19 protein-coding genes are annotated in these 22270 nt (G+C 73.7%); 7 read left to right on the plus strand and 12 right to left on the minus strand.

Annotation, left to right across the window (positions count from 1 at the left end; all coding sequences use genetic code 11):
* Positions 1-106: 106 nt before the first annotated feature.
* Positions 107-781: a hypothetical protein gene (locus tag ACFUEL_RS13125; protein WP_380236238.1), complete on the minus strand. Its 675-nt coding sequence runs from the start codon at positions 779-781 to the stop codon at positions 107-109.
* Between the two features lie 242 nt (positions 782-1023).
* Between ACFUEL_RS13125 and sdhC the strand changes: the two genes are divergently transcribed.
* Genes sdhC through ACFUEL_RS13145 form a run of 4 tightly spaced genes read left to right on the plus strand, consistent with a single transcriptional unit; the run spans position 1024 to position 4441 of the window.
* The gene (gene sdhC / locus ACFUEL_RS13130; RefSeq protein ID WP_380236239.1) at positions 1024-1404 is read left to right on the plus strand and encodes a succinate dehydrogenase, cytochrome b556 subunit; all 381 of its coding nucleotides are present in this window, start codon (positions 1024-1026) and stop codon (positions 1402-1404) included.
* A gap of 5 nt (positions 1405-1409) precedes the next feature.
* A complete protein-coding gene (gene sdhD, locus ACFUEL_RS13135; protein ID WP_380236241.1) occupies positions 1410-1898 on the plus strand; it encodes a succinate dehydrogenase, hydrophobic membrane anchor protein in 489 nt (162 codons plus the stop codon).
* 27 nt (positions 1899-1925) lie between these two features.
* Entirely contained in the window at positions 1926-3668 is a 1743-nt protein-coding gene (sdhA, locus tag ACFUEL_RS13140) for a succinate dehydrogenase flavoprotein subunit (protein WP_380236242.1), read from the plus strand.
* Positions 3668-4441 (plus strand): succinate dehydrogenase iron-sulfur subunit, encoded by a 774-nt coding sequence (locus ACFUEL_RS13145; protein WP_344553101.1) that lies wholly within the window; start codon positions 3668-3670, stop codon positions 4439-4441. The genes sdhA and ACFUEL_RS13145 overlap by 1 nt, the downstream gene beginning before the upstream one ends.
* Positions 4442-4514: 73 nt before the next feature.
* Here ACFUEL_RS13145 and ACFUEL_RS13150 read toward each other — a convergent pair whose 3' ends face one another.
* From ACFUEL_RS13150 to ACFUEL_RS13160, 3 genes are all read right to left on the minus strand, one after another.
* Positions 4515-5858, minus strand: coding sequence for a hypothetical protein (locus ACFUEL_RS13150; protein ID WP_380236243.1), 1344 nt, complete (start codon positions 5856-5858; stop codon positions 4515-4517).
* A gap of 107 nt (positions 5859-5965) precedes the next feature.
* Positions 5966-6436 (minus strand): hypothetical protein, encoded by a 471-nt coding sequence (locus ACFUEL_RS13155; RefSeq protein WP_380236244.1) that lies wholly within the window; start codon positions 6434-6436, stop codon positions 5966-5968.
* Positions 6437-6621: 185 nt separating this feature from the next.
* Positions 6622-6915, minus strand: coding sequence for an SCO4848 family membrane protein (locus ACFUEL_RS13160; RefSeq protein ID WP_380236245.1), 294 nt, complete (start codon positions 6913-6915; stop codon positions 6622-6624).
* A 136-nt stretch (positions 6916-7051) separates the two neighbouring features.
* Here ACFUEL_RS13160 and ACFUEL_RS13165 point away from each other — a divergent pair, with 136 nt between their 5' ends.
* Complete coding sequence (locus ACFUEL_RS13165) at positions 7052-8236, plus strand: D-alanyl-D-alanine carboxypeptidase family protein (RefSeq protein ID WP_380236246.1); 1185 nt, start codon at positions 7052-7054, stop codon at positions 8234-8236.
* Positions 8237-8264: 28 nt separating this feature from the next.
* Here the strand turns inward: ACFUEL_RS13165 and ACFUEL_RS13170 are convergent, their stop codons facing one another.
* The 3 genes from ACFUEL_RS13170 to ACFUEL_RS13180 all read right to left on the minus strand — a co-directional run bounded on the left by ACFUEL_RS13170 (position 8265) and on the right by ACFUEL_RS13180 (position 11316).
* Positions 8265-9128 (minus strand): class I SAM-dependent methyltransferase, encoded by an 864-nt coding sequence (locus ACFUEL_RS13170; protein ID WP_380236247.1) that lies wholly within the window; start codon positions 9126-9128, stop codon positions 8265-8267.
* An 82-nt stretch (positions 9129-9210) separates the two neighbouring features.
* Positions 9211-10185 (minus strand): YihY/virulence factor BrkB family protein, encoded by a 975-nt coding sequence (locus ACFUEL_RS13175; RefSeq protein WP_380236248.1) that lies wholly within the window; start codon positions 10183-10185, stop codon positions 9211-9213.
* A gap of 132 nt (positions 10186-10317) precedes the next feature.
* Positions 10318-11316 carry a glycosyltransferase family 2 protein gene (locus tag ACFUEL_RS13180; protein WP_380236249.1) on the minus strand — a complete coding sequence of 333 codons (999 nt, stop codon included), beginning with the start codon at positions 11314-11316 and terminating at the stop codon, positions 10318-10320.
* A gap of 135 nt (positions 11317-11451) precedes the next feature.
* Between ACFUEL_RS13180 and ACFUEL_RS13185 the strand changes: the two genes are divergently transcribed.
* Both ACFUEL_RS13185 and ACFUEL_RS13190 read left to right on the plus strand, forming a co-directional pair.
* Complete coding sequence (locus ACFUEL_RS13185) at positions 11452-15054, plus strand: CDP-glycerol glycerophosphotransferase family protein (RefSeq protein ID WP_380236250.1); 3603 nt, start codon at positions 11452-11454, stop codon at positions 15052-15054.
* A 117-nt stretch (positions 15055-15171) separates the two neighbouring features.
* Positions 15172-17586, plus strand: coding sequence for a CDP-glycerol glycerophosphotransferase family protein (locus tag ACFUEL_RS13190; protein ID WP_380236251.1), 2415 nt, complete (start codon positions 15172-15174; stop codon positions 17584-17586).
* A 51-nt stretch (positions 17587-17637) separates the two neighbouring features.
* Here the strand turns inward: ACFUEL_RS13190 and ACFUEL_RS13195 are convergent, their stop codons facing one another.
* The 5 genes from ACFUEL_RS13195 to ACFUEL_RS13215 form a co-directional block, all read right to left on the minus strand.
* A complete protein-coding gene (locus ACFUEL_RS13195; RefSeq protein ID WP_380236252.1) occupies positions 17638-18195 on the minus strand; it encodes a 2'-5' RNA ligase family protein in 558 nt (185 codons plus the stop codon).
* A complete protein-coding gene (gene trpS / locus ACFUEL_RS13200; RefSeq protein WP_380236253.1) occupies positions 18195-19232 on the minus strand; it encodes a tryptophan--tRNA ligase in 1038 nt (345 codons plus the stop codon). The genes ACFUEL_RS13195 and trpS overlap by 1 nt, the downstream gene beginning before the upstream one ends.
* A gap of 29 nt (positions 19233-19261) precedes the next feature.
* The gene (locus ACFUEL_RS13205) at positions 19262-20575 is read right to left on the minus strand and encodes a hemolysin family protein (protein ID WP_380236254.1); all 1314 of its coding nucleotides are present in this window, start codon (positions 20573-20575) and stop codon (positions 19262-19264) included.
* A gap of 81 nt (positions 20576-20656) precedes the next feature.
* Positions 20657-21649, minus strand: coding sequence for a malate dehydrogenase (locus tag ACFUEL_RS13210; RefSeq protein ID WP_380236255.1), 993 nt, complete (start codon positions 21647-21649; stop codon positions 20657-20659).
* A gap of 325 nt (positions 21650-21974) precedes the next feature.
* Positions 21975-22270, minus strand: a 296-nt coding sequence (locus ACFUEL_RS13215; protein ID WP_380236256.1) for a DUF3017 domain-containing protein, incomplete at its 5' end; no start/stop codon positions are given.

Here is a 22270-nt window from a genome sequence, read left to right on the forward strand (position 1 = left end):
ACTTCGATGGGCTCCGGCCGTCAGCAGCACGGACTCGCCGTTCCCCGAGCCCCTGACGGGGCCCATGCGCAGCACGGACTTGTCGTTCCCGAGCCTTTGAATGCAACTACCTGCCGAGTTTGGCGAGTTGCGCCCTCACCACGCCCGCGTCCGGTTCCGGGGCCGGGTGGCCGGTCGCGTCGAGGGTGGTGAAGACGGCGAGGACGTCTCCGGTGCGGGTGACCAGGGCGCGCTGGGCGATGGTGGTGCCGTCGCTTTCATTCGTGAGGGTGAAGGCGGTGGCGGCGTCCGCTCCTTCGGGGGTGGGCGTGTCGAGCCGGGTGAGCAGGTGGCGGCCGGCGGTGGAGGTGAACGCCCGGCAGTGGTCGAGGACCCGGTCGATTCCGGTGTGGACCGCGGCGGCCCGGCCGGGCCGGAAGGCCAGGACCGCGGTGTAGAGGGAGGCCCGGTCGTCGCCCTCGCGGGCGATGTCGAGGTCGGTCTCGGCGAGCGGTCCGGCCGCGCCCTTGGAGGGGGTGAGCGCGTCCAGGACGGGCTGGCAGGCGGGGATGTCGGCGGTCTCCGGGGGGCTGGAGATGTCGTTCTGGCCGGGCTGCATGCGCGTGACGTGCCAGCCGGGGGCGAGTTCGGCCTCGGTGACGCCGAGGGCGCGCACCGCGGCCGCGTCGTACTCGGGCGTCGCGGCGGACGCGTCGGCGGCCCGGTCCGCGGAGGGGTCGGGCGGGGCGGCCGCGCAGCCGGCGGTGAGGGCGAGGGCGGCGAGGGCGAGCAGGTGTCGCACGGCGGGTCTCTCTGCTGGGCGGCGGTGGCGGGAGGCGCACCTTAGCGCGGTCGGGTGATGACGCAGCGTGATGGTTCCCGTGCCGATTAGGCCGTGCGTGCCTGATTGATCACACCAGGGGCCCCCGAGGGCGGTTGTCGACGGCGCGTCGATAGGATGCTCGCGGCCGGTGGACCGTATCCGGCCGGGCTGACCGACACCGAAGCCGGCCGAGCCCCCGAACCGCTTCCGGAGGGTTTTCCGTGCCGGCTGGAACGCTGTACCGCGGCCGGGAAGGCATGTGGAGCTGGGTGGCTCACCGAGTCACCGGCGTCCTGATCTTCTTCTTCCTGTTCGCACATGTCCTCGACACCGCCCTGGTGCGGGTGTCGCCCGAGGCGTACGACTCGGTGATCGCCACGTACAAGGTCCCGCTGGTGAACCTGATGGAGTACGGCCTGGTGGCCGCCATCCTGTTCCACGCCCTGAACGGCCTGCGGGTCGTGGCGGTGGACTTCTGGGCCAAGGGCCCGAAGTACCAGAAGCAGATGCTGTGGACCGTCGTCGGCGTCTGGGTCGTCCTGATGGCCGGCGCCTTCTACCCCATCCTCGAGCACACCCTTCGCACCTGGTTCGGGGGCTGATCCTGATGTCGACTGACACCAACGAGCTGGTGGTCCCCTCGGTCCACGCCCACACCGGCAAGGGCCTGGGCACCGGCAACCCGGCCGACGCCTTCGTGGTGGAGCCCGCCCGGACCCGCACCCGGAAGACGCCGCGCCGCACCCGCACCAACTTCGAGATGCTCGCCTGGCTGTTCATGCGCCTGTCGGGTGTCGTCCTGGTGGTGCTGGTGCTGGGCCACCTGCTGATCAACCTGGTGCTGGACGGCGGCGTCTCCAAGGTCAGCTTCGCCTTCGTGGCGGGCAAGTGGGCCTCGCCGTTCTGGCAGGTCTGGGACCTGCTGATGCTGTGGCTGGCGATGCTGCACGGCTCCAACGGCATGCGCACCGTCATCAACGACTACGCGGAGAAGGACGCCACTCGTCTGTGGCTCAAGGGTCTCCTGGGCGTCGCGACCGTGTTCACGGTCGTCCTCGGCACCCTGGTGATCTTCACCTTCGACCCGAACATCTAGACGAGCCACCAGAGGCGACTGACCCCCATGCAGATTCACCAGTACGACACCGTCATCGTCGGCGCCGGCGGCGCCGGCATGCGCGCGGCCATCGAGTCGACGCAGCGCAGCCGCACCGCGGTGCTGACCAAGCTCTACCCGACCCGGTCCCACACCGGCGCGGCGCAGGGCGGCATGTGTGCCGCGCTCGCCAACGTCGAGGAGGACAACTGGGAGTGGCACACCTTCGACACGGTCAAGGGCGGTGACTACCTGGTCGACCAGGACGCCGCCGAGATCATGTGCAAGGAGGCCATCGACGCGGTCCTCGACCTGGAGAAGATGGGTCTCCCCTTCTCCCGCACCGACCAGGGCCGGATCGACCAGCGCCGCTTCGGCGGCCACTCCCGCAACCACGGCGAGGCCCCGGTCCGCCGGTCCTGCTACGCCGCGGACCGCACCGGCCACATGATCCTGCAGACGCTGTTCCAGAACTGCGTCAAGCACGGCGTCGAGTTCTTCAACGAGTTCTACGTCCTCGACCTGCTGATCAACGAGGGCAGGACCGCCGGCGTGGTGGCCTACGAGCTCGCCACCGGCGAGATCCACGTCTTCCAGGCCAAGGCCGTGGTGTTCGCCTCCGGCGGCACCGGCAAGATGTTCAAGGTCACCTCGAACGCGCACACCCTGACCGGCGACGGCCAGGCCGTGGCGCTGCGCCGGGGCCTGCCGCTGGAGGACATGGAGTTCTTCCAGTTCCACCCGACGGGCATCTGGCGGATGGGCATCCTGCTCACCGAGGGCGCCCGCGGCGAGGGCGGCATCCTGCGCAACAAGGACGGCGAGCGCTTCATGGAGCGCTACGCCCCCGTCATGAAGGACCTCGCGTCCCGTGACGTGTGCTCCCGCGCGATCTACTCGGAGATCCGGGCCGGCCGCGGCTGCGGCCCCGACGGCGACCACGTCTACCTGGACCTGACCCACCTGCCGCCGGAGCAGCTGGACGCCAAGCTGCCGGACATCACCGAGTTCGCGCGCACCTACCTCGGCATCGAGCCCTACACGGACCCGATCCCGATCCAGCCCACCGCGCACTACGCGATGGGCGGCATCCCGACCAACGTCGAGGGTGAGGTCCTGAGGAACAACACCGACGTCGTCCCGGGCCTGTACGCCGCGGGCGAGGTCGCGTGCGTGTCGGTGCACGGCGCCAACCGCCTGGGCACCAACTCGCTGCTGGACATCAACGTGTTCGGCCGCCGGGCGGGCATCGCCGCCGCCGAGTACTCGGACAAGCACGACTTCGTGCCGCTGCCCGAGAACCCGGGCGCGCTGGTCGAGGCGCTGGTGGAGGGCCTGCGGAACGCCACCGGCACCGAGTCGGTCGCGAAGATCCGCCAGGAGCTGCAGGAGTCGATGGACGCCAACGTGTCCGTCTACCGCACCGGCAAGACCCTGCAGCAGGCGGTCGAGGACGTGGCGGCGCTCAAGGAGCGCTTCAAGAACGTCTCGATCGCGGACAAGGGCTCGCGCTACAACACCGACCTGCTGGAGGCCGTCGAGCTGGGCAACCTGCTCGACCTGGCCGAGGTCCTGGTCGTCTCGGCGCTGGCCCGCGAGGAGTCCCGCGGCGGTCACTACCGCGAGGACTTCCCGACCCGCGACGACGTGAAGTTCATGCAGCACACCATGGCGTACCGCGAGGTGGCCGAGGACGGTTCCACCTCGATCCGCCTCGACTACAAGCCGGTCGTGCAGACCCGCTACCAGCCGATGGAGCGTAAGTACTGATGTCCACTCCGACCGTCGAGACGCACTCGGCCGCGCTGGACGCGGTCGAGGCGGGCAGCAGCGAGCTGATCAGCGTCACCTTCCGGATCCGCCGGTTCAACCCGGAGGAGCACCCGGACCCGGTGTGGGTGGACTACCAGCTCCTGATGGACCCGAAGGAGCGCGTCCTGGACGCGCTCAACAAGATCAAGTGGGAGCAGGACGGCACGCTCACGTACCGCCGCTCCTGCGCGCACGGCATCTGCGGTTCGGACGCCATGCGGATCAACGGGCGCAACCGGCTGGCGTGCAAGACCCTGATCAAGGACGTCAACCCGGAGAAGCCGATCACGATCGAGGCCATCAAGGGCCTGGCGGTCCTCAAGGACCTGATCGTGGACATGGACCCGTTCTTCCAGGCGTACAAGGACGTCATGCCGTTCCTGATCACCAACGGGAACGAGCCGACCCGCGAGCGCCTGCAGACGCAGGCCGACCGCGAGCGCTTCGACGACACCACCAAGTGCATCCTGTGCGCCGCGTGCACCTCCTCGTGCCCGGTGTTCTGGAACGACGGCCAGTACTTCGGCCCGGCGGCGATCGTCAACGCGCACCGCTTCATCTTCGACTCGCGCGACGAGGGCGGCGAGCAGCGCCTGGAGATCCTCAACGACCGTGAGGGCGTGTGGCGCTGCCGCACCACCTTCAACTGCTCGGAGGCGTGCCCGCGCGGCATCGAGGTCACCAAGGCGATCCAGGAGGTGAAGCGCGCGCTCGTCACGCGCCGCTTCTAGTCCGACCCGTCCGACCTGTTCGAAGGGCCCGTCCGGAACTCCGGGCGGGCCCTCCGGCGTGTCCGGGGGTGCGTCAGGCGGTGCGGCGGGTGCGGACGGTGGCGAGGGTGAGCAGCAGCGGGCCGAGGAACAGGGCGGCGGCCATGCTGCGGTAGTCCTGGTCGGCGGCGGTGGCGGTGAGTGCCAGCTGGGTGCCGAGGACGGCCGCGCCCGCCACCGGGACGAGGGCGCGCAGCCGGTGCCGCCAGGCGTACAGCACGGCGGCGGCCAGGCCCAGGTAGGCCCACAGGGCGCCGCGCCACAGCAGCCAGTCGAGCTGCGGGGCGCGCAGCAGGGTGCGGCTCCAGGTCGCGGCGGCGTGCAGCGGGTGCCACAGGCCGCGGGAGCCGGCCGCCGGGCCGGGCACCGCGGTGGCGGCGTGCGGGCCGTCGCCGCCCGCCCACACGCCCCAGGCGATCCGGCTCCGGCAGAGCCGGGCGTCCAGCACCCGGTCCGGGTGGTCGCGGAGCAACTGGCGCCAGGCGGCGGCGAGTTCGGCGGCGGAGCGGCGGGCCGCGGGGGCGTTCCAGTGGTCGGTGAGAGCGGCGGTGGCGGAGCAGTCGGCGCCCGCGGCGTCCCAGGCGGCGGGCGGGGCGACGGCGGCCGGGGCGGGGGCCTGCCCGGTGGCGTCCCGGTGCTGGGCCAGGGCCAGGTCGGCGGCCCGCAGGGTGTGCAGTTGGCCGGCCGGGGTGGCGGGGTGGCCGAGCAGGCCCAGCGCGATCGGCACCGCCAGCGCGGACGCGGCCAGCAGCGCGAGGCGCACCCGCGCCCCGGGCAGGAACAGCAGCAGCACCGCGGCGGCGGTCAGCGCGGTGACCGCGCCCCGGGTGCCGGTCAGCGCGAGGGCGCAGACGGCCGCGGACAGGACGGCCAGATCCAGCCGCTGGGCCGGGCCGCCGCGTTCCAGGGTGCCCTCGGCCCGCCGGACGAGCAGCCGCAGCCCGGCCCCGGTCAGCAGCAGCGCGGCGACCGTGCGGACCGCCTCCGGGGTGGCCGACACCACCAGGCCCGCGGTCGGCGGCAGCACGGCCAGCGCGAGCGCGACCGGCCCGCTGTAGCGCCCGCGCACCCCGAAGCGGGCGAGCGCGGCCACCAGGTAGCCCAGGGCGAAGGCCGCGACGGCGGTCTGCAGCAGGGTCGCGGGCCCGGTGTGCACGGCCCGGACGGCCGCCGCGTACAGCGGCGCGGCCCCGTCCGGCGCGGTCCCGGTGAACGCCGGGTACACCGCCGCCCACCACAGCAGCAGCAGCGCCCAGCAGGCCGCCGCCACCGCGAACGGCAGCCGCAGCCGGGACTTCGCCCGCCGGTGCCGGCGTTCCCGGTCCTGCCGCCGCGCCCACTCCGGGCGGGCCTCCCCGAGGGTGGTACTGGTGCTCACGCCGAAGCCCTCCCAGCAGTTCGTGCGGGGCAGGCTAGCAGCAGTATTCGGCCACTTGAAGAGGGCATGCATATGCGCCCGTCAGTGGCCGGACGGGGCGGCGGCGGTCAGTGCGCGCCGGGCCCGGCCGCCAGGGCGCGGGCGCGGTAGGAGGCCAGCAGGTCGCGGAGTTCCTCCGCCCCGGTGCGGGGGCTGCGCCGGAGGTACAGCGGGAAGGAGCCGCCGTCGCGCAGCGGGAGGACGACCCGGTAGCGCCGGGTGAGGGCCCGGCCGGGGACTTCGACCGCCTCGGGTTCGCCGGTGCGCGCCCAGGGCTCCCACCGGTCGGGGCCGATCCGCCGCAGGGTGACGCCCCGGCGGTCGACGACCAGGGCGAGGCGCCGGCCGCGGTGGACCAGCCAGACGGCGAGCGCCCCGACCACGCCGCTGAGCAGCACCACGGCGGGGCTGCGCTCGGTCCGCACCAGGTTGCCCACCGCGAAGACGGCGAGCAGCGCACCCGCCCGGACGGCCCGCCGCCGCCGGAGCACCGGGACGATGTGGACGGACGGGCCGCCCGCCAGTACGGCTGAAGACATGGTTTCCCCCCGGGCACGGCGCCTCGCGACCGGCCGCGGTCCGCCCGGTCGCGGCGGATCATGGCAGTGCCGCCTCCCGGGGGCAACCGAATTGACGTCCGCTCAGGTCGGCGCGCCGCGGTCCTCCGGGGCGGCGGTGCCGTGGTGGGCGAGCGGATCGACGGTGGCCCCGGGAGCCGACAGCACTACTCGGCGGGCCGCCCCTCGACGGCGGGGGTCGCGGCGGCGGGGGTCGCGGTGCGGCGCAGGGCGCGCAGGCCGCGGACGCCGATCCAGCCGACGGCGAGGCCGAGCAGCAGCGAGGTGACGGCGAGCAGCAGGTGGACCCAGAAGAAGGCGGTGGGCCGGGAGTGGTCGCCGGCCACGAACGCCTGGCCGCCGGAGTCCTTCCAGAGGTTCTTGGCGAAGGTGGTCCAGATGAAGACCGACCAGACGCCGAAGGCGGTGAGGAACCAGGAGACCGGGCGGCTGAGCTTCATGGCGGGGTCCTTCGCGGCAGACGGGGTGCCCGTCCAGTATGCGGGGCCCGCCGATCGGAGCAGCGGGCGGTACTCGTTCGTGGCGTCGTGCGGTGGCGTCGGCGGGGGGCGGGCGAGGGCGGGTTATTTTCCCGGAATGCTGATAATCCGCCGGATTCTCCACGGTTCGTCCGCTGTCGTCCTGCTGCTGGTGTCCGGTCCGCCGTCGGTCGCGGTCGCCGCCCCGGCGGACGCGCCGCCCGCGGTGGTGGGCGGGGAGCGGCTGGGCGCGGCGGGGGTGCAGGTGGACGCGGGGGCGCCGGCGCTGCCCAAGGGGCTGACCGGGAAGTCCTGGCTGGTCGCGGACGCGGGCAGCGGTCAGGTGCTGGCCGCGTTCAACGCGCACGCGAAGCTGCCGCCCGCCTCGACCCTGAAAATGCTGTTCGCGGACACCGTGCTGCCGCGCTTCCCCGCCTCCGACGTGCACCGGGTGGCCTGGTCGGAGCTGCAGGGGATGGGGGCGGGCAGCAGCCTGGTGGGCATCAAGGAGGACCTGGACTACAAGGTCGAGGACCTGTGGCGCGGGGTGTTCCTGTCCTCCGGCAACGACGCGGTGCACGTGCTGGCGAACATGAACGGCGGCGTCGCGAAGACGGTGGCCGACATGCAGGCCCGGGCGGACGAGTTGCAGGCCCGGGACACCCACGTGGTCTCCCCGGACGGCTACGACATGGACGGGCAGGTCACCTCGGCGTACGACCTGACCCTGTTCGCGCGGGCGGGCCTGCGCAATCCGGACTTCCGGGCGTACTGCTCGACCCGGTGGGCGCAGTTCCCGGGCGCGGTGGACAAGAAGACCGGGCAGCGCGGCAGTTTCGGGATCGCCAACACCGACCGGCTGCTGGGCAAGTACCCGGGCCTGATCGGGGTGAAGAACGGCTACACGACCAACGCGGGCGCCACCTACACCGGCGCGGCCGAGCGCGACGGGCGGACGCTGCTGGTGACGGTGATGCACCCGGAGAGCAGCCCGAAGGTGTACGACGAGGCGGCGGCGCTGCTGGACTGGGGTTTCGCGGCGGCGGGGAAGGCCGCCCCGGTGGGGGTGCTGGCGGAGGACGGCGGTGCGCGGCAGGAGGCTTCGCAGGCGCCCGCGGCCCGGCCGGTGGCCGACCGGCCGGACGCCTCCGCGGCCCCGGCGGCCGGGCGGGCGGCGAACGCCGCGGCGTCCGGGCCCGGAACGGCGACCTGGTCGGTGGTGGGGATGTGCGCGGCGGTCGCGCTGGCGGGCCTGCTGCGGCTGCGGGCGCTGCGCCGCCGGGCCGCCCGGTCGGGGGACTGACCGGGCGGCGGGCGGTGCGGGCGGTGCGTCAGACGGCCCGGCGCGCGGCGCGCAGGGCGCGGCGCACCGTCCGGGTGGCGAACGGCGGCAGCACGTCGAGGGCGATCCGGCGCGGCAGCGAGCGGGGCGGGGCGGCCGGGCGGCGGGGCCCCTCGGGCCCGTCCCAGGCCAGCCGGTGGCAGAGCTGCCCGGCCAGGTGCTCCTCGTCGAGCCGGAAGCCCTCGGCGCGCCAGTCCCGGGCGAGCAGGTCGGCGCGGACGGCGTCCGGGTCGCCCCAGGTGCCGTAGAACTTCTCGGGGGTGAGCAGCACCGGCCGCAGGCCGAGGACGAAGACGGCCTCCCAGACGGCGGCGGCCACGCCGGGGGTGTGCGGGGCCCGGTAGTCGTCGAGGGCGACCACGCCGTTCCCGGCGAGCGCGTCGCGGGCGACCAGGATGTCGCCGGTGACGTGCTCGTACAGGTGGGAGGCGTCGACGTGGACGAAGCGGCAGCTGTCGGGGGCGATCCGGCCGTCGGCGAGCACCGAGGTGGGGGCCTGGACGATCACCGGGAGTTCGGGGTGGAAGGCCCGGTAGTTGGTCTCGAAGGCGCGCCGGGTGAGGGTCTGCCGGTAGGACATGTCCATCTCGGCGGAGTTGTCGTCGTCGGGCGCGTCGAGGTCGAACAGGTCGCAGACGGTGAAGGTCTCGCCGGCCCGCAGGTGGTCGCCGAGCAGGATCGCCGAGCGGCCGAGGTAGGCGCCCATCTCCAGCAGGTCGCCGGTGGTTCCGGCGGCGCTCTGCCGGGACAGCAACTGGGTGAAGACTTCCCGGTCGGCGCGGAAGAACCACCCGGGGACGTCCTCGGGGGTGGCCGGGACGGCGGGAGCGGCAGTGGTGTCGAGTGCGGACACACGGTCTCCAGGGAGTGGGCCGGGGCGCGGGGCGCGGCGGCGTACGGTCAGCGGGGACTGACTGATGTGAGCGGGATCATAGTCATTCGTCCCGGTCCGGGACAGGGCCCGGACCAGGTGTTCTCCCGTTCGTCCCGGCCGCCCCGGCCGCCCCGCCCGCCTCGTCGAGCGCCGCCTCGGCCTGCCGGACGGCGCGCAGCCGGGCCTCCTCCGGGTCGGCGAGGGCCGTCCAGGCCGCGCAGTACATCAGCAGCCGGGTGACGAAGTCGATCCACAGCAGCAGGGCCACCGGCACGCCGAACGCCCCGTACAGGCTGCGGCCGGCCACCGAGCCCAGGTAGGAGGAGAGCAGCAGTTTCAGCAGTTCGAAGCCGACCGCGCCGATCAGCGCGCCCTCCAGCAGGGCGCGGCGGCGCTGGCCGCGGATCCGCGGGAACGGGCCGAGCAGGTAGGCGAACAGCAGCAGGTCCGCGCAGACCGCGATCAGGAAGCCCAGGGCGGACAGCAGCCACCGGCCGGCCCCGCCGTCCAGGCCGAGGCCGTCGGCGAGCCGGTGGGCGAGGGTGGTGGCGAGCGCGGAGGCGGCCAGCGAGAGCAGGCAGACCAGGCCGAGGCCGAGCAGCACCAGGCAGTCGCGGAGCTTGACCATCAGGACGTTGCCGCCGTCGTCCGGCAGCCGCCACACGGTGCGCACGGCGCCGCGCATGGTGTCCACCCAGCCCAGGCCGGAGACCAGCAGCAGGACGCCGGAGACCAGGCCGACGGTGCCGGCGTTGGCGACCATCGCGTTCAGGTCGAGCGAGTCGGCGAGGCCGGGCAGCTGCTCGGTGATCTTGTCCTGGAGCTGGTGCACCCGGGAGTCGGAGAGGGTGGCCAGGGCGATCGCCAGGGCCACGGTGAGCAGCGGGAACAGCGCCAGGAAGCCGAAGAAGGTGACCGCCCCGGCCAGCCGGTTGCCCTGGACGCCGTCGAACAGCAGGTACACCCGGTAGGGGCGGCTGCGCAGCAGGCGGGCGGCCGCCGGGCCGATCACGGGCAGCTTGGTGAGGAAGTTCACCCTTGGCTGTATACCGCCGTCCGGGCCCGGCGGGCGGTAGCGAAACGGGCGGTGGCGAAACGGGCGGTGGCAAAACGGGCGGGCCCGGCGGGCGGTGGCTCAGCGGCGGCGCGGCGGCGGTTCAGCGGGGGTTCAGCGGCGGACGGCCCGGACGGCCCGGCCGAGCACCCGCAGGCCCTGGAAGCCGAGGTAGTTGCCGCGGCTGAGCAGTTCGCCGCGCGCCCCCTCCCGGCCGGGGGCGGGCCGGTAGCCGGCCGGGCGGTGCCGGGCGCAGTGCTCGGCGGCGCGGCGGAAGAACTCGCGGCGGTCCCCGGCCGGGACGCGGCCGGGCTTGGAGACCACGGTGACGAGGTGGCCCAGCATCGTCCGGTAGATGACGGGGCGCCAGCGGTCCAGGTCGGGCCGGGAGTCGAGGAAGGCGAACACCCGGTCGTACTGGGCGAAGACGTCGAAGTGCTTGCGGGAGGCGGTGGCGAGGATGTTGCCGCCCTCGCGGCGCTGCCGGTAGTGGACGCCGACGGTGTCGAGCAGGGTGATCCGCCCGGCGGCGAGCAGTGCCGGGTAGGTGAACGGGGTGTCCTCGTAGTAGCCGGCCGGGAAGGACAGGCCGTTGGCGGTCAGGAACTCGCGGCGGTACGCCTTGTTCCAGGCGACCTGCAGCAGGTCGAGCAGGTCCCGGCGCTCGTCCAGGGTGAACACCTCGGCGCCGGGCCGGGCGAAGACGGGGGCGGAGGCGGAGCGGACGACGCGGCCGTCCCAGTAGGTGCGGGCGTAGTCGAACACCAGCAGGTCGGGGTCGCCGGTGGCGCGCAGCCGGGCGTCGACGTCGGCGAGCAGGCCCGGGGCGAGGGTGTCGTCGCTGTCCAGGAAGAGCACGTACTCGCCGGTGGCGAGTTCGGTGCCGGCGTCGCGGGCCGGGCCGAGGCCGACGTTCTCCGGCAGGTGGCGGACGGTGACCCGGGCGTCGCGGGCGGCCGCGGCGTCCAGCAGGGCACCGCAGCCGTCGGGCGAGCGGTCGTCCACCGCGATCAGCTCGAAGTCCTCGAAGGACTGGCCGAGCACCGACTCCAGGCAGGCCGGGAGGTACTCCTCTACGGCGTGCACCGGCACGACCACACTGAACCGCGGCATCTCTTCACTCTCCTGACCTGGCCTGGCGCAGACTAGCAAGCCCCGAGGGGTAGGATCGCGGCCGGTGCCGGTCCGCTTTGCGCATGTTGTGCGGGCCCGCCGGTCGCACTCCCGAGGAAAGGCTCTGCGCTACCGATGGCCCCCCGCCTGTCCGTCGTCGTACCGATCTACAACGTCGAGCGCTACCTCGAGGAGTGCCTCGACTCGATCGCCGCCCAGACCTTCGCCGACTTCGAGTGCGTCATGGTCGACGACGGCTCCAAGGACTCCAGCGCCGAGATCGCCCGGTCGTACGCAGCCAAGGACTCCCGCTTCCGGCTCGTGCAGCAGGTGAACAAGGGCCTGGGAGCGGCCCGCAACACCGGTTACCGGAACATCTCCGAGGGCAGCGAGTTCCTGGCGTTCGTCGACAGCGACGACACCATGCCGCCGTCCGCGTACGAGCTGATGATCGGCACCCTGGAGGAGACCGGCTCGGACTTCTGCACCGGCAACGTGCTGCGCTTCCGGGCGGTGGGCCACTACCAGTCCGGCGGGCACCGCAAGCCGTTCGCGGAGACCCGGCTGCGCACCCACATCACCGAGATCCCGGCGCTGATCACCGACCGCACCGCCTGGAACAAGGTGTACCGCCGCTCGTTCTTCGACGAGGCGGGGGTGCTGTACCCCGAGGGCATCCTGTACGAGGACGCGCCGGTCAGCGTGCCGCACCACTTCCTGGCCCGCCGGGTCGACGTGCTCTCCGAGCCGATCTACCACTGGCGCGAGCGGGAGGTCGGCGAGATGTCGATCACCCAGATGAAGACCAACCCGAAGGGCGTCACCGACCGGGTCAGGTCGATGGAGCTGGTCCGGGAGTGGATGTCGGCGCAGGGCGACCCGAAGTTCCGCAAGTACCTGCGCACCTACGACGAGAACAACCTCGTCGAGGAGATCCCGATGTTCTTCGGGTCGGTGCTGGAGGACGACCCGGAGTACAACGCGGCCTACCTGGAGTCGGTCGGCCGGCTGCTGCGCGCCATCGGCCCCGAGCCGGTCCGCAAGCTGCGCGCGCCGCTGCGGCTGAAGTACCACCTGACCCTGCAGGGCCGGGTGGAGGAGCTGATCGAGCAGCTCCGCTTCGAGCGGGAGAGCAACGGCGCGGCCCCGGCCCGCGGCCTGCTGCGCCCGTACGCCGACTACCCGTTCCTGCGCGGCGGCCGCAAGAGCGTGCCCGCCGAGGTGCTGCGGCTGAAGAACGCCCTGGTGATGCGCTCGCGGGTGTACGACGCGCACTGGGAGGACGGCCGGCTCAAGCTGACCGGGCATGCCTTCCCCGAGCACCTGGGCGCCGCCGGCAAGCACGACATGGTCAAGGCGCTGGTCCTGCGCGAGGCCAAGGGCCGCGGCGTGGTGGCCGTGCAGACCAAGGCGCAGTTCAGCGCGGAGGCCACCTCCAGCTCCCCGCACGACCTGTACAGCTGCGACTGGGCGGGCTTCGCCGCGTCCATCGACCCGCAGCGGCTGAAGTCCCGCGGCGCCTGGAAGGACGGCTCCTGGCGGGTGCTGGTGGCCGGCGTCGGCAAGGGCGGCGTGTACAAGGGCCGGGTGTCGGTCGGCTGGCACGACCGCAGCGAGTACCCGCCGGTGCACTGGGTCGAGGAGGACGTCCGGATCGTGCCCTGGTCGCGCGACGGCCACCTGCTGCTGCGGGTGGAGCGGGTGCGCGCCCGCGCGGTCGCGGTCTCGGCGCAGGACGGCACCGTGGAGCTGAGCGGCCGGGTCCGCACCGGCCCGGACCTGGCCGGCGCCGAGCTGAAGCTCAAGCACGCCGAGTCCGACCGCGAGCTGTTCGCCGAGCTGGAGCTGGGCACCCCGGCCGGGCGCGACCTGCCGTTCACCGCACGGGTGCGGATCGCCGACCTGACCGCCGTCCGCGAGTCCTGGGCCGCGCTGGACCCGACCGCCGAGGAGCGCACCCGGGACCGCTGGGACCTGGAGCTCAAGCTCACCGACGGCAGCTCGCTGCCCCTGGTGCTGGACGACCGGACCGCCCCGGTGGAGCTGCACCTGCCGATCGGCGACGGCGGGCGGGCGCTGTACGCCAAGCCCTCCCCGTCCGGCTACCTGCAGCTGTGCGACCAGGTGCTGCAGCCGGTGATCGAGGAGGTGGCGCCCGCCACCGACGGCGAGGGCTTCGTGGTCAGCGGCTCCTTCCCGCTGCCCGGCGCCCACCACTACGAGCTGGTGATCCGGCACTTCAAGCGCCAGGAGGAGCACGCCTACCCGGTGGAGATCGCCGACGGCCGCTTCCGGGCCGCGCTGCCCGCCGTGCCGACCGCGTCCTTCGCCGGGCGGGTGCCGCTGCACAAGGGCACCTGGACGGTGCTGTTCCGCCCGGTCGGCGCCCCGGCCGACAGCCTGTGGCCGGCCGCCGCGCTGGCCGCCCGGACCTTCGACGCGCTGCCGCTGGAGATCGAGGCCCGCGGCAAGCGGGTCGCCCTGGAGCGCCGGCTGTTCGACACCCTGTCGCTGGAGTCGCACGACCCGCTGGCGCCGGACGAGCGCAGCGGCTACCGGCAGCGCACCCTGCGCCTCGCCTACACCGAGCAGCGGTTCGGCCCGCTGACCGACTCCGTGCTGTACCACACCGTCCGGGAGGACTGGTGGGCAGCCGACGGCGGCCTGTACGGCGACTCGCCGCGCGCGGTGCACGAGGAGCTGGTGCGCCGCGGCCTGCCGCTGCGCCACCTGTGGACCTCGGTCGACCTGCAGGCCGAGCTGCCGCAGACCGCCGAGTGCGTGCGCCACCGCTCCCCCGAGTGGTTCGAGGCGCTGGCCACCGCGAAGTACATCGTCACCTCCACCCACCTGCCCACGTACTTCCGCCGCCGCCCCGGCCAGGTCGTCCTGCAGACCTGGCAGGGCGTGCCGCTGAAGCGGATCGGCACCGACTTCGAGAAGGTCTGGTTCACCGACTCCGGGTACCTGAAGCACCTCAAGGAGGAGGTGCCGCAGTGGAGCCTGCTGACGGCGGGCAACCGCTGGTCGGTGCCGGTGCTGCGGCGCGCCTTCGGCTTCGGGGGCCGGGTGCTGGAGAGCGGCTCGCCGCGCAACGACCTGCTGTTCGCCGCCGACCGGGAGAAGACCGCCGAGCGGGTGCGCGAGCAGTTGGGCCTGCCCGAGGGCAAGAAGGTCGTGCTGTACGCGCCGACCTTCCGGGAGGACCGCCGGCTGCCCGACGGCGGCTACCAGTTCAACCTGCAGCTCGACCTGGAGGCGGCCCGGACCGCGCTGGGCGAGGACCAGGTGCTGCTGGTGCGCGGCCACGAGGTGGTGCGCGGGCAGATCGCCGAGGCCGGCAACGGCTACGTGTGGGACGTCAGCACCTACCCCGACGCGGCGGAGCTGCTGCTGGTCGCCGACGTGCTGGTGACCGACTACTCGGCCTCGGTGTTCGACTTCGTGAACACCGGCCGCCCGGTGCTGTTCTTCAGCTACGACCTGGAGCACTACCGCGACAACCTGCGCGGTTTCAGCTTCGACTTCGAGGCCCAGGCGCCCGGCCCGCTGCTGCGCACCTCCGCCGAGGTGGTCGGCGCGCTCGGCGACCTGCCCCGGGTGGCCGCCGAGTACGCCGACAAGTACGCGGCGTTCCGCGAGGCGTACGGGGACCTGGACGACGGCCGTGCCTCGGCCCGGGTGGTGGACGCGCTGCTGGCCGAGGGCGGGGAGGGCCCCGACCGGCCGGGCGAGTAAAGCGCCCGGCCGACGTAAAGCGCCCCACTCATTCAGATAAAAGCATTTAAATTCCCTCCGCTTTTCCAGAGCGGAGGGAATTGACATTTCCCGCGCTTTTGCGCTGGGATGTCGAAAATGCCCTCCCTGGTACGGCACCGCTCCCCCTCCCGGCGGCCCGACGCCCCCGCCCCCACCGCCGTCGCCGCGCTGCGCCACGCCGTCTGGGACGACGGCCTGCTGGTGCTGCACGGCGAGGGCCGGCTGGCCGGCCACCCCGGGGAGCACCCCGGCCAGACCCGGATCGTCCTGGAGCTGCGCCCCCTCGACGGCTCCCGGCGCACCGTCCGGCTGCGCACCGTCCCCCGCTACCTGCCCGAGGCCACCGACGACAGCGCGCAGGCCCGGCACGGCCTGGACTGGACCGGCTTCACCGCCGGGCTCGACCCCGCCGCGCTGGGCCCGCGCCCCGGCCGGCCGGACACCACCTGGCGGGTCGAGGCCGTCGTCGGCCACGGCCGGCTGCTGGCCCGCGCCCCGCTCGCCCCGCACTGGTGCGGCGCCGGCGAGTACCCCCCGGCCGGCTGGAGCGGCGACGGCGTCCACCTGGCGGCCTGCGCCGACGGCGGCGTCCTGCACCTGACCGCGAGCCGCCCGGCCGCCCGGCTCACCTCCTGCCTGGCCCGCCCCGACGGCTTCGAGCTGCGCGGCAGCGCGTCCGACCCCGGCGGCGGGCCGCTGGTCCTGCGGCACCGCGACACCGGGGAGCTGATCCAGACCGGGGCCCGCTGGCGGGACGGCGGGTTCACCGCGCTGGTCGGCACCGTCCCGCGCCCCGCCCCCGGGCACTGGGACGCCCTGCTGGAACTGCCCGGCGGGCCCGCCCCGCTGACGCTGCGCCACCCGCTGCGCGGGCGCTGCCAACTCCCGCTGCCCGGCGGCGAACTGGTCCTCGCGGCAAAGCAACTGGCCGACGGACGGCTGCAGTTCCGGGTGCGGCCGGCCGAACCGCGGGTCGACCGGATCGCCCCCGCCGACGGCGCCTTCGAGCTGTCCGGCGAGTTCCCGGGGGCCGCGGACCGCCCGCTGGAACTGGTCCTGCGGCACACCGGCGACGGCCGCGAGCGCCGCTCCCCCGTCCGCCCGGCCCCGGACGGCCGGTTCACCGCCCGGCTGCCGCTCGCCCCGGCCGGGCCGGACGGCACGCCCCGCCCGCTCGCCAAGGGCGTCTGGGAGGCCCTGCTGCGGCCGCCCGGCCCCGGCGGGGACGAACGGCCCGTGCGGCTGCACCCCGAGGTGCTGCCGCTGCTGCCCGCCCGGACCGCGGCCGCCGGCAAGTCCTTCCTGCTCCAGCGCCGCTGGCACGACACCCTGATCGTGGACAGCCTCCCGGTGCTGTCCGCCGCCGAGCGCAGCGCCCACCGCCAGCACCGGCTGCGCACCGCCGCCTACCCGGCCGCCCGCCGCCGCCCGCTGCGCGAGGCGGTGCTGTACGACGTGTTCGGCGGCCGCGGCTACGCCTGCAACCCGCGCGCCGTGCACGCCGAACTCGCCCGCCGCGGCGGCGCCCTGGAGCACCTGTGGGTGGTCGAGGACGGGCAGGAACGGCCCCCGCCGGGCGCGCGCGCCGTCCGCCAGTGGAGCCCCGAGTGGTACGAGGCCCTGGCCACCTGCCGCTACCTGGTCGGCAACACGCACTTCCCGGAGTTCCTGCGCCGCCGCGACGGCCAGGTGGTGGTCCAGCTGTGGCACGGCACCCCGCTGAAGCGGATCGCGCACCGGATGCCGCCCGGCTGGGCCGCCGAGGACGGCTACCTGCGGCGGCTGGAGCACGAGGTGCGGCAGTGGAGCCTGCTGCTGTCGCCGAGCCCGTTCGCCACCCCGGAGCTGCGCGACTCCTTCCGGTACACGGGCGAGGTGCTGGAGGCCGGCTACCCGCGCAACGACCGGCTGGCCCGCCCGGACGCGGCCGAGGCCGCCGAGGTCCGCCGCCGGCTCGGCCTGCCCCCCGGCCGCCGGGTGGTGCTGTACGCCCCGACCTGGCGCGACGACCGGCCCGGCCCCGGCGGCCGGCACGCCCTCGACCTGCGGCTCGACCTGGCCGCCGCCCGGACCGCGCTGGGCCGCGACCACGTGCTGCTGCTGCGCCCGCACGTGCACGTCGGCGGGACGCTGCCGGACGACGGCTTCGTCCGCGACGTCGCCGACTACCCGGACGTGCAGGACCTGCTGCTGGTCGCGGACGTGCTGGTCACCGACTACTCCTCGGTGATGTTCGACTTCGCGCTGACCGACCGTCCGATGCTGTTCTTCACCTACGACCTGGCGCACTACCGGGACACCCTGCGCGGCTTCACCTTCGACTTCGAGCGCTGGGCGCCCGGCCCGCTGCTGCCGCGCTCCGACGAACTGGTGGCGGCGCTGCGGGACCTCGACCCGGAGCGGCACCGGGACGCCCGCCGGCGGTTCCGGGAGCGGTTCTGCCCGCTGGACGACGGCGGGGCCGCCGCCCGGGTGGTCGACCGGATGCTCGCCCTCGGCGCCGGGGGCTGAGGCCGGCCGGCCCCGGCGGCGCCGGCGACGGGCCGGCTCGCGGGCGAACGGTCAGGCGCCGCCGAAGCGGAACGCCGCGCAGGGGCGCCAGACCGCATCGGCCCCGAACCGGGAGAGCACGAACTCCGTGACCTCGAAGGCCGCCCGGAACCGCTTGGTGCCCTCGTACGCCGCGTCCAGGACCGGCTCGGGCAGGCCGTGGGCGACGGTGACGTGCGGGTGGTACGGGAAGGCCAGCTCGCGGGCCAGCGGGCCGGAGCGGACCTCCGCCTCCAGCACCCGGCACTCCTGGGCGCCCTCCTCGACCCGGACGAACACCACCGGGGAGACCGGGCGGAAGGTGCCGCTGCCCTGCAGCAGCATCCGGAACGGGCGCTGGGCCGCGGCCACCGCCCGCAGGTGGCGCTCTATGCCGGGCAGCAGCCCGGTGCGGGTCTCGGTCGGCGGCAGCAGGGTGACGTGGGTCGGTATCGACCTGGCCAGCGGGTCGCCGTACCCGGCCCGGGCGTCCTGCACCCGGCTGCCGTACGGCTCCGGGACGTGTACGGACACGCCGATGGTGACGGCCTCGTCGAGGCCGTCACCACCGGGGGCGGCAGCCGTCGGCATCAGCGCTTGGGCGCCAGGAAGCCGACCCGGTCGTACACCTCGGCGAGCGTCTCGGACGCCACCGCGCGGGCCTTCTCGGCGCCCAGCGCGAGGACCCGGTCCAGCTCGGCCGGGTCGTCCAGGTACTGCTGGGTGCGGGCCTGGAACGGGGTGACCCACTCGGTGAACAGCTCGGCGAGCTCGGTCTTCAGGGCGCCGTACATCTTGCCCTCGAAGTGCGCGACCAGCTCGTCGATCGACAGGCCGCTGAGCGCGGAGTGGATCCGCAGCAGGTTGGAGACGCCGGGCTTGTCCGCCTCGTCGTAGGTCACGACGGTGCCGGTGTCGGTGACCGCGCTCTTGAACTTCTTGGCGCTGGTCTTCGCCGGGTCCAGCAGGTTGACCAGGCCCTTGTCGCTGGCCGCGGACTTGCTCATCTTCGCGGCCGGGTCCTGGAGGTCCTGGATCTTGGCGGTGGCCTTGAGGATGTACGGCTCGGGCACCGTGAGGGTCTTGCCGTAGCGGGTGTTGAAGCGGTCCGCCAGGTCCCGGGTGAGCTCCAGGTGCTGGCGCTGGTCCTCGCCGACCGGCACCGCGTCGGCCTGGTAGAGCAGCACGTCGGCGACCATCAGCACCGGGTAGGTGAACAGGCCGACCGTGGTGCGGTCGCTGCCCTGCTTGGCCGACTTGTCCTTGAACTGGGTCATCCGGGACGCCTCGCCGAAGCCGGTGAGGCAGTTCATCACCCAGGCCAGCTGCGCGTGCTCGGGCACCTGGGACTGCACGAACAGGGTGCAGCGCTCCGGGTCCAGGCCGGCGCCGAGCAGCTGCGCGGCGGAGACCCGGGTGTTCTGCCGCAGCGCCGCCGGGTCCTGCTCGACGGTGATCGCGTGCAGGTCGACGACCATGTAGAAGGCGTCGTTGGCCTCCTGGAGGTCGACCCACTGGCGCACCGCGCCGAGGTAGTTGCCCAGGTGGAAGGAGCCCGAGGTGGGCTGGATGCCGGAGAGCACCCGGGGACGGCCCTTCACGGGACCGGTGACCGCTGCGTTGACCATGGGGCCATTGTTCCAGTTCCCCCGGCCGGTCAGGAAACCTCCGGGCCCACCGGGTCCGCCGGTGTGACGGTGCTCACCCGCAGCCGTTCGATCCGCCGCCCGTCGAGGCGGGCCACGGTCAGCCGGGCGCCGGTGTCGGTGACCACCTGGTCGCCCTTGCGGGGCAGCCGGCCCAGTTCGCGCACCACGAACCCGGCGACCGTCTCGTACGGGCCCTCGGGCAGCACCAGGCCGGTCTCCCCGGTGAAGTCGGCGAGGTTGAGCAGCCCGTCGATCTCGACGCCGCCGCCGGCCAGCCGCCGGGTCGCGGTGGTGTCCTGGGCGTCGTACTCGTCGCGGATCTCGCCGATCACCTCCTCGACCAGGTCCTCCAGGGTGACGATGCCCGCGGTGCCGCCGTACTCGTCGACCACGATCGCCAGGTGGTGGCCCTCCCGGCGCATCTCGCTCATCGCCTCCAGCACCCGCTTGGTGGCGGGCAGCAGCTTCACCGGGCGGGCCAGCTCGGCGACCCGGACGGCCTGCTCGCCGCGCGCCCCGTACAGGTCGCGGACGTGCACGAAGCCGGTCACCGCGTCGTAGGAGCCCTCCACCACCGGGTAGCGGGAGTGCGGCGCGGAGTCGGTCTCGTGCCGGACCTCGGCCACCGGGCGGTCGCCGTCCAGGAAGGTCACCTCGGTGCGCGGCACCATCACCTCGCGCAGCTGGCGCTCGCCGGCCGCGAACACCTCGTTGATCAACTCGCGTTCGTCCGAGCCGAGTTCGGTGTTGGCGGCGACCAGGCCGCGCAGCTCCTCGGGGCTCATCACGCCGCGCCCGGCGGTCGGGTCGCCGCCCAGCAGCCGCACCATCAGGTTGGTCGAGTGGCCCAGCAGCCAGATCACCGGCCGCAGCACCACCGACATCACGTCCACCACCGGCGCGGCCAGCAGCGCGATCGACTCGGCCCGCTGCAGGCCGATCCGCTTGGGCGTCAACTCGCCCAGCACCAGCGAGGCGTAGGAGATCACCAGGGTCAGGCCGACCAGCGCGACCGCGTCCGAGACGCCCTCGGACAGGCCCGCCCGGACGAACACCGGCGCCAGCTTCCCCGCCAGGGTGTCGGCGCCGAACGCCGCCGACAGGAAGCCCATGCAGGTCACCCCGACCTGCACCGCCGCCAGGAACCGGTTCGGGTCCGCCGCCAGGTGCGCGGCCCGCGCGGCCCGCCGCGAGCCCGCCGCCTCCAGGGTGCGGATCTGCCCCTCGCGCAGCGAGATCAGCGCGATCTCGGCGACGTTGAACAGCCCGCCCAGCATGATGAACACCAGGACGAGCGCGGCGTCCTGCAGGGTTTCGCTCACGGGCCGAGTGTAGGGCGCCCGCAGCACGACGGCCGGGCGCCCCGAGGGCACCCGGCCGGTTCAGCCGCTGTGGGGAGGCGCTCAGATGAGGCCGAGCTCCTGCACCGCGTCGCGCTCCTCGGCGAGCTCGCCGACCGAGGCGTCGATCCGCTTGCGGTCGAACTCCGAGAGGTCCAGGCCCTGGACGATCTCGAACTTGCCGTCCTTGGTGGTGACCGGGAACGAGGAGATCAGGCCCTCGGGCACGCCGTACGAGCCGTCCGAGACGATGCCCATCGAGGTCCAGTCGCCGGCCGGGGTGCCGTTGACCCAGGTGTACACGTGGTCGATGGCGGCGTTCGCGGCCGAGGCGGCCGAGGACGCGCCGCGGACCTCGATGATCTCGGCGCCGCGCTTGGCGACCTTCGGGATGAAGAAGTTCTCGACCCACTCCTGGTCGGCGCCCACGGCGTCGAAGGCGGCCTTGCCGGAGATCTCGGCGTGGAACAGGTCCGGGTACTGGGTGGCCGAGTGGTTGCCCCAGATGGTGACCTTCTTGACGTCCTCGACGGTGACGCCGGCCTTCTTGGCGAGCTGGGCGACGGCCCGGTTGTGGTCCAGGCGGGTCATCGCGGTGAAGCGCTCGGCCGGCACGTCCGGGGCGTTGCGCTGGGCGATCAGGGCGTTGGTGTTGGCCGGGTTGCCGACCACCAGGACCTTGATGTCGTCCGCGGCGTTGTCGTTGATCGCCTTGCCCTGCGGGCCGAAGATGCCGCCGTTGGCGGACAGCAGGTCGCCGCGCTCCATGCCCGCGGTGCGCGGACGGGCGCCGACCAGCAGCGCGACGTTGGCGCCGTCGAAGGCGGTGTTCGCCTGGTCGGTGATGGTGATGTCGCGCAGCAGCGGGAACGCGCAGTCGTCGAGCTCCATGGCGACGCCCTCGGCCGCCTTCACGCCCTGCGGGATCTCCAGCAGGCGCAGGTTCACCGGAACGTCGGCACCCAGCAGGTGACCGGAGGCGATGCGGAAGAGCAGCGCGTAGCCGATCTGGCCGGCGGCTCCGGTGACGGTGACATTGACGGGGGTGCGAGTCATTTCAGCCTTCTCCTGCGATCGCCAGGTGCCCCAGAGCACACCGGCGCGCTGGGGCCGAGGATGATCTCTCGATATCGAGAGACCTGGGTAAGGCTATCGCAAGGCCGTTGTCGGTACCGACCGGGGCTCGCGAAGCCGGGGGCACGGGGAACCGCGCGCGGCGGGAGCGGGGAACCGCGCGCAGCGGGAGCGGGGAACCGCCCGCGGCGGGAGCGGGGCGTCAGCAGGATCGCGACGACGGCGACCGGCGTGATGCCGCTTCGCGATCCTGCTGCGCGTGCACGGCCGGCCCCGCGGTCCCCCGCGCGGCGGCTCGGCGCGGCGGTCACCGCATGGGGTGCCCGATCAGCCGGCCGACGTTCTCCAGCACCGGGACCCGCAGCCACGGGTCGGGCTGGGCGACCAGCGTGAGCAGGACGATCACGCCGCCGAGCACGAACATCAAGGTGACGTCGGTGAACCGGCTGCGGACGGCGAGCATGCCGACGTCGGGCAGGCCGAGCCGGAGCAGCGCGCCGAGCAGGGGCGCGGCGCCGACCGCGAGCAGGCCGAGCCGGAAGTGGCCCTGCCAGGTGATCAGCAGGCCCGCTGCGGCGATCGCGAGGACGAGCGTGATCGGCC

It is taken from the genome of Kitasatospora sp. NPDC057198 (assembly GCF_042670125.1).
Taxonomy (GTDB): Bacteria; Actinomycetota; Actinomycetes; order Streptomycetales; family Streptomycetaceae; genus Kitasatospora.

Bases quoted from the DNA above. Each gene is read 5' to 3' on its own strand.
- ACFUEL_RS13145 (WP_344553101.1), top strand. From the start codon at position 3,668: ATGTCCACTCCGACCGTCGAGACGCACTCGGCCGCGCTGGACGCGGTC.
- ACFUEL_RS13165 (WP_380236246.1), top strand. From the start codon at position 7,052: ATGCTGATAATCCGCCGGATTCTCCACGGTTCGTCCGCTGTCGTCCTG.
- trpS (WP_380236253.1), bottom strand. From the start codon at position 19,232: ATGGTCAACGCAGCGGTCACCGGTCCCGTGAAGGGCCGTCCCCGGGTG.
- ACFUEL_RS13210 (WP_380236255.1), bottom strand. From the start codon at position 21,649: ATGACTCGCACCCCCGTCAATGTCACCGTCACCGGAGCCGCCGGCCAG.
- ACFUEL_RS13180 (WP_380236249.1), bottom strand. From the start codon at position 11,316: ATGCCGCGGTTCAGTGTGGTCGTGCCGGTGCACGCCGTAGAGGAGTAC.
- sdhD (WP_380236241.1), top strand. From the start codon at position 1,410: ATGTCGACTGACACCAACGAGCTGGTGGTCCCCTCGGTCCACGCCCAC.
- ACFUEL_RS13195 (WP_380236252.1), bottom strand. From the start codon at position 18,195: ATGCCGACGGCTGCCGCCCCCGGTGGTGACGGCCTCGACGAGGCCGTC.
- ACFUEL_RS13155 (WP_380236244.1), bottom strand. From the start codon at position 6,436: ATGTCTTCAGCCGTACTGGCGGGCGGCCCGTCCGTCCACATCGTCCCG.
- ACFUEL_RS13185 (WP_380236250.1), top strand. From the start codon at position 11,452: ATGGCCCCCCGCCTGTCCGTCGTCGTACCGATCTACAACGTCGAGCGC.
- sdhA (WP_380236242.1), top strand. From the start codon at position 1,926: ATGCAGATTCACCAGTACGACACCGTCATCGTCGGCGCCGGCGGCGCC.
- ACFUEL_RS13160 (WP_380236245.1), bottom strand. From the start codon at position 6,915: ATGAAGCTCAGCCGCCCGGTCTCCTGGTTCCTCACCGCCTTCGGCGTC.
- ACFUEL_RS13190 (WP_380236251.1), top strand. From the start codon at position 15,172: ATGCCCTCCCTGGTACGGCACCGCTCCCCCTCCCGGCGGCCCGACGCC.